The following is a 12,784-nucleotide window of genomic DNA, read 5'->3' on the forward strand; positions in this document are numbered from 1 at the left end:
AGGAAAAGCCGCCGGGTGCGGTGGTCGCGACCCGGCGGCTTCCTGGAGGTGGGGCTACCGGGTCAGCCGGCTACTCGCGCGGCGAGGGCGTCGCCGATGGCGTCGGTGGAGCGGAAGGTGCCGTCGCGCTCGGCCAGGTCGGCGGAGACCGCGTCCTCGATGCGGGCGGCCTGGGCCTCGTAGCCGAGGTGGCGCAGCAGGAGGGCGACCGAGAGGATCGTCGCGGTCGGGTCGGCCTTGCCGGTGCCGGCGATGTCCGGAGCAGAGCCGTGGACGGGCTCGAACATGGACGGGAAGGCGCCGGTCGGGTTGATGTTGCCCGAGGCGGCCAGGCCGATTCCGCCGGTCACGGCGGCGGCCAGGTCGGTGAGGATGTCACCGAAGAGGTTGTCCGTGACGATGACGTCGAAGCGCTCCGGCTGGGTGACGAAGAAGATCGTCGCGGCGTCGACGTGCAGGTAGTCGGTGGTGACCTCGGGGTACTCCTGGCCGACCTTGTCGAAGATGTTCTTCCACAGGTGACCGGCGTAGACGAGGACGTTGTTCTTGTGGACCAGCGTCAGCTTCTTGCGCGGGCGGCCGTTGGCACGCTCGTACGCGTCACGGACCACGCGCTCGACGCCGTACGCCGTGTTCAGGCTGACCTCGGTGGCCACCTCGGCCGGGGTGCCGGTGCGCAGGCTGCCGCCGTTGCCGGTGTACGGGCCTTCGGTGCCCTCGCGGACCACGACGAAGTCGATCTCCGGACGGCCGGCGAGCGGGGTGGCCGTGTTGGGGAAGAGCTTCGACGGGCGCAGGTTGATGAAGTGGTCGAAGGCGAAGCGGAGCTTCAGCAGCAGACCGCGCTCAAGGACGCCCGACGGGACCGAGGGGTCGCCGATGGCGCCCAGCAGGATCGCGTCGTGGTGCTTGAGGGCCTCCAGCTCCGCGTCCGGGAGGGTTTCACCGGTGCGGTGCCAGCGCTGGGCGCCGAGGTCGTATTCCTTGGTCTCCAGCTTCACATCCTGGGGCAGGACCGCGGTAAGGACCTTGAGGCCCTGAGCCACGACTTCCTGGCCGATGCCATCACCGGGGATCACTGCGAGATTGATGCTGGTCGACATGGTGGAACCGTACTCCTTGTCCCATCCCTCAGACATATCGCGTCCACCATGTGGACGCGATATGTCCCGGGCCGGAGGGACGCTCAGCGGCGGGTCAGTGGCTGGTCAGCGGCCGGGCGGCAGCTGGTCGACGACCGGGCCGCAGCTGGTCAGTGACCGGTCGAGCCGCCGTTGTCGCGGCGGTCCAGCGCGCGCTGGAGGGCGGCGGCGGCGTTCTTGCGGTCCGCGTCGGCGGCGGCGGAGCGGCGGACGCGGCGGGCGGTGGTGGAGGGGGTGTGCGTCATGGTGATCGACTCCTTGAGATCACGGCGTGGCGGGGCCACGGATGAGGGGTTCCTTCAAGGCGCCGGAAGAGGCGGGGAGCGGTGCGCGGCAGGGGTTGCCTGCCATGGGGCGCGCGCTCTCGACCGCCATTCGCCGGATCGGCGAGACGTTCGGCTTCTACAACGTAGGCCAGCTCCCGCTGTATGTCTCCGCAATTACTCGGACTTCCTACTATCTGAGACGCCGTACGGCCCGAAAGGCCCCTGCGCGGGCTCCGATTTCAGCCGCCTACGGCACGAAGTTCCCTGATCAGAGCCCGTACGGCGAGGGTGGCGGCGGATTCCGGTGTGGTGACGTACCCCACGCGCCTCACCGGCCCCTCGGGGCCCAAACCGGTGACGTCGACCGCTCCGGTCGCCTCCCTGAGCGACAGCTCGGGCATGATCGCCATCCCGAGCCCCCGGCCGACCATGGTCAGCACCATCGCGTCGTCCTCCGCCTTGACGGTCGCCCGCGGGATCCAGTCCTGCGCCAGCCACCAGGTGCGGGTGTGGGAGCCGCAGTTCTCGTCCCAGTCCATCAGGGGCAGCGCCTTCGGGTCGGGATGCCCGGCCGGATGCACCAGGGCGTACGCCTCCTCCACGAGCACCCCGCTCAGCAGGCCGGGCGGCAGCCCCCGCGCCACGCCCAGCGTCGCGATGCCGAGGTCCGCGCGGCCCGCGGCCACCTCCCCGGCCGCGCCCGCGCCGAGCTCGCGCACCACCCGGACCTCGGGGCGGATGCCGGGGTGGCGGGAGGTGAGCCGTTCCAGGGCGGGCGGCAGCAGGTGCAGGGCCGCACTGCGGAACGCGGCGATCCGCAGCACGCCGTCCAGTGCCACCGGATCGGCGGCCCGGCCCGCGCCCCTCGTCTCCGAGCCCATGACCTCGTAGAGCCGCAGGATCCGGCGGGCGTGCCCGACGGCCCGCTCCCCCGCCGGGGTGGGCGAGGCGCCGGTCCGGCCGCGCTCGAAGAGCACCGCGCCGAGCTTGGCCTCGCTGCCGCGCACCGAGTGCGAGACGGCCGACTGGGTGAGGCCCAGCGAGGCGGCCGCGGCGGAGAACCCGCCGCGCTCGGCGACGGCCACCAGCACCCGCAGTTCCTGCGGGAGGAGCTCGGCCACGGGGCCTCACCTCGTTCTATGAGCGTCGTTCATGGGCCTGCGGCTTCCATGAGCCAAACCCCCTGCCCGGCCCGGCGATTCCCTCCTAGCGTCCTCGCCATGACCACGAACACCGCTCACGCCGTCCACCAGATCGCCCGGCCGGCCGGCTTCCCCGCCGCCGGCGACTTCGCCTACGTGCAGAGCCCCGTGCCCCGGCCGGGGCCCGGCACCGCCCTGGTGGAGAACCTGCTGCTCTCCGTGGACCCGTACCACCGCGGCCTGATGGACGGTGACGAGGGCGGCTTCGCACTCGGCGCCCCGCTGGAAGGCCGCTCGGTGGGCCGGGTCATCGCCTCGCGCGACCCCGGCCTCGCCGAGGGCGACCTGGTCTTCCACCGCGAGGGCTGGCGCACCCACGCCCTCGTCACCCTGGGCGCCGGCGGCACCCGCAAGCTGCGCGGCCACGAGGGCGTCCCGCTGGAGGCGTACCTCTCCGTCCTCGGCGGCACCGGCCTGACCGCGTACGCCGCCCTGACCCGCACCGCGAGCCTGCGCGAGGGCGAGGACCTCTTCGTCTCGGCCGCGGCGGGCGGGGTCGGAACGGCCACCGGCCGCATCGCCCGGCTGCTCGGCGCCCGCCGGATCGTCGGCAGCGCCGGGTCGGCGGCGAAGGTCCGCCACCTCACCGGGGTCCTCGGCTTCGACGCGGCCTTCGACTACCACGACGGGCCGGTCGGCGAGCAGCTGGCGCAGGCCGCACCGGACGGCATCGACGTCTACGTGGACAACGTCGGCGGTGACCACCTGGAGGGGGCGATCGGCGCGCTGCGCGAGTACGGGCGGATCGCCTGGGTCGGCGGGATCTCGATGTACAACGGCGACCGCTCCCCCGCAGCGCCCCGCAACCTCTTCGAGGTCGTACACAAGTCGCTGCGCCTGGAAGGGGTATTGGTTCGAAATCACACCAATCTGCAGGACGAGCTGGAGGACTTTCTCGTCCCCCACCTGCGCAGCGGCCGGATCGGTACCGACACCACCGTTGTACAGGGGTTTGATCACACGGTGGAGGCCTTCCGGGGCATGCTCCGAGGGGAGAATCTGGGCAAGATGCTCGTACGGGTCGACGGCTGAATCCAGCCAACCGGATGTTCACCGAGTTCTTACCGCACGGATGTAGACCTTTGGCGCTGCTGCCGCCACTCTTGCCGTCAATGTGCCAGCGGGGCACTTGAGTTGGAGGCGAGCAGCCAGTGACACCTATCAGCCGCAGAGGATTCGTGGGGATCGGCGCCGGGCTGATGGCAGGGGCGACCCTGCCCGCGATCGCGCCGACCTCGGCGGCCGCGGCCACCGCGTCGGGCACGATCACCGACGTGAAGCACGTGGTGATCCTGATGCAGGAGAACCGCAGCTTCGACCACTACTTCGGCAGGCTGAAGGGTGTCCGCGGTTTCGGTGACCGCGCGGCCGGCAACATCCCGGGCGGCTGGGGCATGTTCAACCAGCCGAACTGGGGCGGCCGCCAGTACCCGTGGAAGCTCAGCTCCACCCCGCCGGCGGGCGGGGTCGACGGCGAGACCCTCGCCCAGTGCAACGGCGACCTCCCGCACAGCTGGACCTCGCAGCACGCGGCCTGGAACAAGGGCCGCATGGACAACTTCGTCACCGGCGTCGGCAACACCCGCACCCTGGGGTACCTCGACCGCGGCGACATACCGTTCCACTACGGCCTCGCCGACAACTACACCATCTGCGACGCCTACTTCTGCTCCACCCTGAGCGCGACCGGCCCCAACCGCACCTTCCTGTGGAGCGGCAAGATCGACGCCTCCAGCAAGGACGGCGGCGACGAGTCCGGGCTGACCTGGGAGACGTACGCGGAGGCCCTGCAGCGCGCCGGGATGAGCTGGAAGGTGTACCAGAACGCCCAGGACAACTACGGGGACAACGGGCTCGCCTACTTCAAGAAGTTCACGGACGCCGCCCCCGGCAACCCGCTGTGGGACCGCGGCATGGGCTCCGTCCCCAAGGTCACCGGCTCCACCCCCGACGACATCGCCGCCGCCATCCGCGCGGACGTCGTCGCCGGCACCCTCCCCCAGGTCTCCTGGGTCGTGGCGAACGAGGCCTTCTCCGAGCACCCGTACGCCCCGCCCGGCGACGGCGCGCACTTCGTGGACCTGGTCTACCGCGCGCTCTCGGCGAACCCGGAGGTCTTCGACTCCACCGTCCTCTTCCTCAACTACGACGAGAACGACGGCTTCTTCGACCACGTCCCGCCGCCGGTCGCCCCGCCCGGCACCGCCGGCGAGTACCTCGACGGCGTCCCGATCGGTCTCGGCTTCCGCGTCCCGATGATCGTGATGTCCCCGTGGACCCGCGGCGGCTGGGTGAGCTCCGAGGTCTTCGACCACACCTCCGTGCTGCGCTTCATGGAGAAGTGGACGGCCGCGCTGGGCACCCCCGCGAACTGTCCGAACATCAGCGCGTGGCGCCGCAAGGTCACCGGCGACCTGACGGGCGTCTTCGACTTCGCGCACCCGGTCTACGGGGTTCCCGCGGGTCTGCCCTCCACGGCCAAGGTCATCGGCCAGTCGACCTGCGGCCCGCTCCCCAACCCGGTTCCGCAGGACAACGCGCAGCCGGCCCAGGAGGCGGGGACGCGGCCCGCCCGGGCCCTTCCATACCAGGTCAACGGGAACCTGGACCGCTTCGAGTTCGGGTCGGGCGGCAAGATCCTGGCCTGGTTCTCGATGACGAACGCGGGCGCCGAGGCGAAGCAGGCGGCCCACTTCTCGATCCACCCGCACCAGCACCGGGACACAGCCGCCTGGCAGTACACGGTGGACGTCGGCGCCACGTCGACGGACTACTTCAACATCGGCACCGGCAGCGGCTCCGGCAAGTACGACATCTCGATGTACGGGCCGAACCGCTTCCTGCGGCGCTTCATCGGCGACGCGTCGAAGGCGGGCAAGTCGATCGAGGTCGCGTCCCGCTTCGCGGTGGAGCCGGGCACCGGCAAGACGGCGCTCTACCTCAAGATGACGAACGCCTCGGCCTCGCCGGTCACCTTCACGATCCGCGCGAACGCCTACCGCACGGACGGCCCGTGGACGTACACCGTGCCGGCGAACTCCTCGCGCGAGGACTACTTCAACGCCGTCGCCTACAACAACGGCTGGTACGACCTCACGGTGCTCGCCGACTCCGACGGCACCTGGTCGCGCCGCTACACGGGCCACATCGAGACGGGCGCCCCGAGCATCAGCGGCAGCTAGAGCACATCGCCCTCGCGCCAGTCGAAGGACAGCGGCCCGGCGGTGGGATCGAGCAGCACCCCACCGCCGGGCGGCGTCCACACGTACGTCGACCCCTCCTCCTCGGGCAGCCGCTCGGGCCCGCGCGGCCCGAGCACCCCGATCTCCCCGCCCCACACCCGCCAGCCGCGGCCCGCGTACAGCCGGGCCCCGTCGGCGGAGGCGCTGAGCGCCCCGAGCACGTAGGCCCGCTCGACGACCCCCTCGACCGCCTCCATCACCACGCCGCCGAGCCCGCGCCGGCGCCGGTCGGCCCGTACGGCCACGGCCTCGACGTAGCCGGTGCGCAGCGCCCGCCCCCGGTGCAGCACCCGCCGCTGCACGACGCTCCCGTGCGCCACGAGCTCCCCGCCCTGGTGCACCAGCACGTGCATCCCGCCCAGCGCGTGCTCGAAGTCCTCGTCCCCGAAGTCCCCCTCGAAGGCCCCGCCGAGCAGCTCCCGCACCCGCCGCAGCTCCCCCTCGGCCAGCTGCGCGGTGTGGCGCAGCGATACCTCGTTCACGCCTGCCCCTCCAGCCATCCGGTGTACCAGGTACGGAAGTCGGGGCTCTCCGGCGTACGGCTGCCGAAGTCCTGGTCCAGGAACCAGACCTCGCCGGTCAGCGGTCCGTTGACGACGAGCCGGGAGTACATGCCGCAGCCGTGGTCGGCGAGCACCAGCGTGCCCAGCGTCAGGCCTTCGTCCGGGTCGTACCTCAGTCCCTCGTCGAACGGCCGGGGCTCCCTCATGGGGCAGGGGGCGGCCAGCCGGCCCGGCCTCCGGTCGTCCGCCCACTCCCCCTCGGCGGCCCCGTCCTCGTCAGTGGACGGGTGCGGGGTCACGAGCGGCATCAGTCCGTACGCGGGACCGGCGGGACCGTCACCCACGCGGGCGACGAAGGAGCGGTACTCCGGGGGCAGCCGGCATCCGTGCTCCTCCTCGAAGGCACGGATCTCGGCCTCGGGAAGCGGCGGAGCCAGCTCGTACCGGTGATTGCGGGCGCCGTGGCGCAGGGCCCCCGGGTCCTGCGCAGCCATCTGCCGCAGCCTCGTCCGTACGGCTCGCGCGTCCCATTCGCCCATGGCGCGACCGTAGCAAGCGCCGTCCCCCCACCGCTCGTATCCGCTATGCGGACATGAAATATCGCCCACCGGCCGGATTGGGCCGACGCGGCTCTGGCGGTCTGGACCATTGGCTCGGCAGACTCGGCCCCATGTCTCCCGATACCCAGCAGTGGACCCCGATCCACGGCCAGCCGTACCGTCCCGCGCCCTACCGCCCCGAGCGGATGCCGAGCGGGGAATCCCTCGCGCGGGCCGCCGAGTTGCGGACGCGGATGGACGAGCGCAGGACCGTACGCCACTTCTCCCCCGACCCGGTGCCCGAGCAGGTGGTCCGGGACGCCATCGCGTGCGCCGCGACCGCGCCCTCGGGGGCGCACCAGCAGCCGTGGACCTTCGTCCTGGTCAAGGACCCCGCCGTACGGGAGCAGATCCGCGCGGCCGCCGAACAGGAGGAGCAGCTGTCCTACGACGGCCGGCTCGGCGACGAGTGGCTGGCGGCCCTGCGCCCGATCGGCACGGACGCCGTGAAGACCCACCTCACCGACGCCCCGGCCCTGATCGTGGTCTTCCAGCAGCGCTACTGGCTCGGCGAGGACGGCACGAAGCACAAGCACTACTACGTCGACGAGTCGGTCGGCATCGCGGTCGGCATGCTCCTGTCGGCCCTCCACCTCTCCGGCCTGGCCGCCCTGATCCACACCCCGAGCCCGATGCGCTTCCTCTCCCACGTCCTGAACCGCCCCGAGAACGAGAAGGCCTTCGCGGTCATCCCGGTCGGCTACCCGTCGGACGACTGCGAGGTCCCGGACCTGATCCGCAAGTCCCTGGACCAGGTCATCGTCGAGGTCTAGGCGGACCGCCGGACATGAAACCGCCCCCGCTCCGGACTTGGGGGTACCGGAACGGGGGCGGGGTTCAGCGGGGCTGGGATCAGCCCATGTGGGGGTAGCCGTAGTCGGTCGGGGCCACCAGGGTCTCCTTGATGGAGCGGGTCGAGGTCCAGCGCATCAGGTTCGAGGCCGCGCCGGCCTTGTCGTTGGTGCCCGAGGCGCGGCCGCCGCCGAAGGGCTGCTGGCCGACGACAGCGCCGGTCGACTTGTCGTTGATGTAGAAGTTGCCCGCGGCGAAGCGGAGCTTCTCCATCGCGTCGGCCGCCGCGTAGCGGTCCTGCGCGATGACGGCGCCGGTCAGGGCGTACGCCGAGACGGACTCCATCTGGGCGAGCATCGCGTCGAAGTCGGCGTCCTCGTAGACGTGAATCGCCAGGATCGGGCCGAAGTACTCGGTCGTGAAGACCTCGTTCTCCGGGTCCGTGCACGCGATGACGGTCGGGCGGACGAAGTAGCCCTCCGAGTCGTCGTACGTGCCGCCCGCGACGATCTCGCAGGTCGGGTCCGCGATGGCGCGGTCGATCGCGGCCTTGTTCTTCGCGAAGGAGCGCTCGTCGATGACCGCGCCGATGAAGTTCGTCAGGTCGCGGACGTCACCCATGGTGATGCCGTCGACCTCGGCCGCGAAGGCCTCCTTGAAGCCGTCGTTCCAGATCGAGGCCGGGACGTAGGCGCGCGAGGACGCCGAGCACTTCTGGCCCTGGTACTCGAAGGAGCCGCGGGTCAGGGCGGTCTTCAGGATCGCGCGGTCCGCGGACGGGTGCGCGACGACGAAGTCCTTGCCGCCGGTCTCGCCGACCAGGCGCGGGTAGGACTTGTACGTCTCGATGTTGGTGCCGACGGTCTTCCACAGGTACTGGAAGGTCTTGGTCGAACCGGTGAAGTGGATGCCCGCGAGCTCGGGGTGGGTCAGCGCCACCTCGGAGACGGCGATGCCGTCGCCCGTCACGAGGTTGATGACGCCCTTCGGCAGGCCGGCCTCCTCCAGGAGCTCCATGAGGAGGACCGCGGAGTGGGTCTGCGTCGGGGACGGCTTCCACACGACCACGTTGCCCATCAGGGCCGGGGCGGTGGGCAGGTTGCCCGCGATGGCCGTGAAGTTGAAGGGGGTGATCGCGTAGACGAAGCCTTCGAGCGGGCGGTGGTCGCTGCGGTTCCACACGCCGGCGGAGTTCGCGACCGGCTGCTCGGCCAGGATCTGGCGGGCGAAGTGGACGTTGAAGCGCCAGAAGTCGACGAGCTCGCACGGGGTGTCGATCTCGGCCTGCTGCGCGGTCTTCGACTGGCCCAGCATGGTGGAAGCGGCCAGCTTCTCGCGCCACGGGCCGGACAGCAGCTCGGCGGCGCGCAGGATGATCGCGGCGCGGTCGTCGAAGGACATCGCGCGCCAGGCCGGGGCGGCGGCCAGCGCGGTGTCGACGGCTTCCTGGGCGTCGGCCTGCGTGGCGTTCGCGTAGGTGCCGAGGACCGACTTGTGGTCGTGCGGCTGCACGACGTCGAAGCGCTCGCCGCCGCCCATCCGCTTGACGCCGTTGATCGTCATCGGGAGTTCGATCGGGTTCTCGGACAGCTGCTTCAGCTGCGTTTCGAGACGCGCGCGCTCCGGGGTGCCGGGGGCGTACGAGTGGACCGGCTCGTTGACCGGCACGGGGACCTGGGTTACAGCGTCCATGATGCGGGGTGCTCCTTGAGCTAGTGGGAGGGCCTAGTTCTTGGTGATCATCGAGCGGAGGAAGAAGAGCAGGTTGGCGGGCTTCTCCGCGAGGCGCCGCATGAAGTAGCCGTACCAGTCGGTGCCGTACGCCGTGTAGACGCGCATGCGGTGGCCCTCGGCGGCCAGCCGCAGGTGCTCCTCGCCGCGGATGCCGTACAGCATCTGGAACTCGTACTCGTCCAGCTTGCGGCCCGCCTTGCGGGCGAGCTCCTGGCCGATGGCGATCAGGCGCGGGTCGTGGGACCCGATCATCGGGTAGCCCTCGCCCTCCATCAGGATCTTCAGGATGCGGACGTACGCCTTGTCGATCTCGGCCTTGTCCTGGTACGCGACCTCGGCGGGCTCCTTGTAGGCGCCCTTCACGATGCGCACGCGGCTGCCGGCCGCGGCCAGGCGGCGGGCGTCGGCCTCGGTGCGGAACAGGTACGCCTGGATCACGCAGCCGGTCTGCGGGAAGGTGCGGCGCAGCTCCTCGTGGATGGCGAACATCGAGTCGAGGGTGGTGTGGTCCTCGGCGTCCAGGGTCACGGTGGTGCCGATGGCGGCGGCGGCCTCGACGACCGGGCGGACGTTGGCGAGGGCCAGCTCGTGGCCGCCTTCCAGCGCCTGGCCGAACATGGACAGCTTCACCGACATCTCGACGGTCTCGCCGAGGCCCAGGTGCGCCAGCTGCTCGATGAGCTGGAGGTAGGCGTCACGCGCGGCGTGGGACTGCTCCACCGTGGTGATGTCCTCGCCGACGACGTCGAGGGTCACCTCCAGGCCCTTGCCCGTCAGGTCCTCGACGATCGGGATGACCTGGTCGACCGTCTCACCGGGGATGAACCGGTTCACCACGGGCTTGGTCACCGGGGCGGCAGAGACGATTCGGCGCATCTTGTCGCTGCGCGAGGCGGCGAGGATCGCGGGACCCAGCACGGGGTACCTCCAACGGGGGCGGACAGAAGGAGACATTCAGCCCGCGCCGGGACGACGGAGGCCATAAGGAAAACGCAAGTAAAACCACCGTGAAACCTAGGGATCTCCCCGATCCTCTGCCATCGACAGCTGTCACGCATCCGTGGCCCGGATCTCATACATCTGTCTGAAGAGCGGCTTCGGGGGTGGGAGAATGTGCGAGTGAAAGGCGATTACCAGGACCTGGTGGACGAGATTTCGGCGCTGCTCGGCGCTCCGGCGACGCTGGAGAACCGGGACTTCCGCCTCATCGCCTTCGGCGCGCACGACAGCGATGACGATCTGGTCATGGATCCGGTACGGACCCGCTCGATCCTGACCCGCCAGTCGACGGCGGCCGTCCGGGCCTGGTTCGAGGGCTTCGGCATCGCCCGCGCCACCGGCCCGGTCCGGATCCCGGCCGCCCCGGACGCGGGCGTCTTCCGGGGGCGGATCTGCCTGCCGGTGCGCCACCGCGGGATCGTCCAGGGCTACGTATGGCTCCTCGACCAGGAGCCCGGCCCCGACGCGGAGTCCCTGGCCGCCGCCATGGAGGTGGCCCAGCGGATCGGGCTGCTGCTCGCGGAGGAGGCCCGGGCGGGGGCAGACCTGTCCCGGGAGTTCCTCGCCGTGCTCACCGCCGGGCGCGGCTGGCACCAGGACATGGCCGTGGCCGCGCTACGGGCGGCACTCGGCCCGGGCGCCGAAGGACCGCACGCCGCGGTCTGTGTGAGCCCGTGGTCCGGCGAGGCCCCGGCTTCGGTCCCGGGAGCGGCGGCCGTGTGCGTGGCGCCGGCGCGGGGGGCCGGCGAGCAGGAGCCCCGCCCGGGCGGCGGCGGGCCCGCGGGGCAGTCCCTCGCGGTGCTGATCAGGCTGCGCGGCGCGGACCCGCTGGCTCCGGCCCTCACGGCGATCTCCCGCCTGATGCCCCGCACGGCAGCCGGGGCAACCGCGGCGGCCGCGTCCGGCGGGGCGGCCGGAGCGGCCGGAGCGGCCGGGCCGCGCGGCGGCAAAGCAGCCACCCCCGGGGCCGCCACCGGAGTGACCGCCGGGGTGTCCGACCCCGTGCGGGCGCTCACCGAACTGCCCGCCGCCTGGCAGCAGGCCACCGCCGCCGCCCGGGCCGCCGCCGCCGGGCCGAGGCTCGGGCCGGTCGCGCAGTGGTCCGCGATCGGGCCGTACCGCATGCTGGCGTCCGTCGCCGAGGAGGCCCTGGACGACCCGGTGGCCCGCGCCCTGCGCGGCCCGGCCAATCCCGAACTGGCCCGGACCGCCGAGGTGTTCCTGGACTGCGCCGGCCAGGCGGGCCGCGCGGCGGCGGCCCTGGGGATCCACCGCCAGACCCTGTACTACCGGCTGTCCCGGGTGGAGCAGCTGACCGGCCTCGACCTGGACGAGGGCGAGGACCGCCTGCTCCTGCACATGGCCCTCAAGGCCGCCCGCCTGCACGGCTGACCGGGCCCCCGGCGGCGGGCCCCCTCAGCCCCCCTCAGCCCCCCGAGTACCCCAGCGCACGACCCGACACCGCGTCGATCAGGACCCGGTTCCCGAGCGGCCGGGTCAGCGTCACGGGGACCGTGGCCTTCAGCAGGATCGCCGGACACGCCGCGCCCTTCGGATGCTTCTCGGAGGGCAGGATGCGGGCGCCGAGGACCACCGTGTCGGCGCCTTCCAGGACTTCGACGGCGACTCCGCCGTCGCAGGCCCCGTGTCCGGATTCCACGGTGAAGGCGGCGCCGGTGGGGTCCACCACTCCGTGGCCGAACACCTCGGCGACGCCCCCGTCGAAGGGCTGCCGGGGTTCGATCGGCGGCCCGGGGGGCTCCGCGTTCGCCAGGGCGACCCGGGCGAGCGGTTCGGTGTACCCCTCCAGCTCGAAGAACCACACCGGGACGAGGGCGGGCCCCCGGCTGGTGTTCAGGGTCAGCTCGCCGGAGCGGGCGCCCGTGACGGTCAGAGGGCGTTCACGGGTGGGCGCCCGGCCGGTGAGCGCCTCGTACGTCGCGGTCGCGCTCAGCGTCGTGACGTCGAGGCCCGTGCCGTCGGACCAGCGGATCCGGACGGACTGCCCGGGCCGCGCGGGCAGTTCGCCGCGCAGGGCGAAGTTGCGCTCCGCGTAGGCGGTCTTGTCGTACCCGTCGCGGAAGGCGCCGGACGGCAGCCGCACGGGGTCCTCCAACAGGTGGAACCCCTCGCGCCACTCCTTCAGCGCCGCCGAACCCTCCCAGGCCCGCGCCACCTCCGCCATCCGCGTACGGAGGCCGGGCGCGCCGCCCCGCGCTCCGCCCGCGCTCCCGCAGCCGGCCACCGCCACCGCCACCGCAAGGAAGAACACCACCGCCGCGCTCACCGTACGTCTCACAACTCC

The 12,784-nt window shown here is 71.8% G+C and carries 12 protein-coding genes; 4 read left to right on the forward strand and 8 right to left on the reverse strand.

The window, feature by feature from the left end; all coding sequences use genetic code 11:
* Positions 1-62 precede the first annotated feature (62 nt).
* The 3 genes from OHA37_RS11000 to OHA37_RS11010 form a co-directional block, all read right to left on the reverse strand.
* Entirely contained in the window at positions 63-1,103 is a 1,041-nt protein-coding gene (locus tag OHA37_RS11000; protein ID WP_250742445.1) for a 3-isopropylmalate dehydrogenase, read from the reverse strand.
* Positions 1,104-1,252: 149 nt separating this feature from the next.
* Entirely contained in the window at positions 1,253-1,387 is a 135-nt protein-coding gene (locus OHA37_RS11005; protein WP_266904135.1) for a hypothetical protein, read from the reverse strand.
* Positions 1,388-1,647: 260 nt separating this feature from the next.
* Complete coding sequence (locus OHA37_RS11010; RefSeq protein WP_266904137.1) at positions 1,648-2,529, reverse strand: LysR family transcriptional regulator; 882 nt, start codon at positions 2,527-2,529, stop codon at positions 1,648-1,650.
* A gap of 99 nt (positions 2,530-2,628) precedes the next feature.
* Here OHA37_RS11010 and OHA37_RS11015 point away from each other — a divergent pair, with 99 nt between their 5' ends.
* Positions 2,629-3,642, forward strand: coding sequence for an NADP-dependent oxidoreductase (locus OHA37_RS11015; protein ID WP_266904139.1), 1,014 nt, complete (start codon positions 2,629-2,631; stop codon positions 3,640-3,642).
* 119 nt (positions 3,643-3,761) lie between these two features.
* Complete coding sequence (locus tag OHA37_RS11020) at positions 3,762-5,792, forward strand: phosphocholine-specific phospholipase C (protein WP_266904141.1); 2,031 nt, start codon at positions 3,762-3,764, stop codon at positions 5,790-5,792.
* On the opposite strand, the gene OHA37_RS11025 is transcribed toward OHA37_RS11020, so the two are convergent.
* Both OHA37_RS11025 and OHA37_RS11030 read right to left on the reverse strand, forming a co-directional pair.
* On the reverse strand, positions 5,789-6,352 hold the full coding sequence (locus tag OHA37_RS11025; RefSeq protein ID WP_443046146.1) for a GNAT family N-acetyltransferase: 564 nt from the start codon (positions 6,350-6,352) through the stop codon (positions 5,789-5,791). The two genes, OHA37_RS11020 and OHA37_RS11025, sit on opposite strands and share 4 nt — an antisense overlap.
* Positions 6,331-6,894, reverse strand: coding sequence for an SMI1/KNR4 family protein (locus OHA37_RS11030; RefSeq protein WP_266904145.1), 564 nt, complete (start codon positions 6,892-6,894; stop codon positions 6,331-6,333). The genes OHA37_RS11025 and OHA37_RS11030 overlap by 22 nt, the downstream gene beginning before the upstream one ends.
* Before the next feature lie 131 nt (positions 6,895-7,025).
* Between OHA37_RS11030 and OHA37_RS11035 the strand changes: the two genes are divergently transcribed.
* Positions 7,026-7,727: a nitroreductase family protein gene (locus OHA37_RS11035; protein WP_266904147.1), complete on the forward strand. Its 702-nt coding sequence runs from the start codon at positions 7,026-7,028 to the stop codon at positions 7,725-7,727.
* Between the two features lie 79 nt (positions 7,728-7,806).
* Here the strand turns inward: OHA37_RS11035 and pruA are convergent, their stop codons facing one another.
* Together pruA and OHA37_RS11045 are read right to left on the reverse strand one after the other, a co-directional pair.
* Positions 7,807-9,438, reverse strand: a complete 1,632-nt coding sequence (gene pruA / locus OHA37_RS11040; protein WP_266904149.1) for an L-glutamate gamma-semialdehyde dehydrogenase — start codon at positions 9,436-9,438, stop codon at positions 7,807-7,809.
* Between the two features lie 33 nt (positions 9,439-9,471).
* Entirely contained in the window at positions 9,472-10,398 is a 927-nt protein-coding gene (locus tag OHA37_RS11045; RefSeq protein ID WP_266904151.1) for a proline dehydrogenase family protein, read from the reverse strand.
* A gap of 201 nt (positions 10,399-10,599) precedes the next feature.
* Between OHA37_RS11045 and OHA37_RS11050 the strand changes: the two genes are divergently transcribed.
* Entirely contained in the window at positions 10,600-11,871 is a 1,272-nt protein-coding gene (locus OHA37_RS11050; RefSeq protein WP_266904153.1) for a PucR family transcriptional regulator, read from the forward strand.
* A gap of 34 nt (positions 11,872-11,905) precedes the next feature.
* Here OHA37_RS11050 and OHA37_RS11055 read toward each other — a convergent pair whose 3' ends face one another.
* Entirely contained in the window at positions 11,906-12,778 is an 873-nt protein-coding gene (locus OHA37_RS11055) for a hypothetical protein (RefSeq protein ID WP_266904155.1), read from the reverse strand.
* Positions 12,779-12,784 lie beyond the last annotated feature (6 nt).

This window comes from Streptomyces sp. NBC_00335 (assembly GCF_036127095.1).
Lineage (GTDB): Bacteria > Actinomycetota > Actinomycetes > Streptomycetales > Streptomycetaceae > Streptomyces.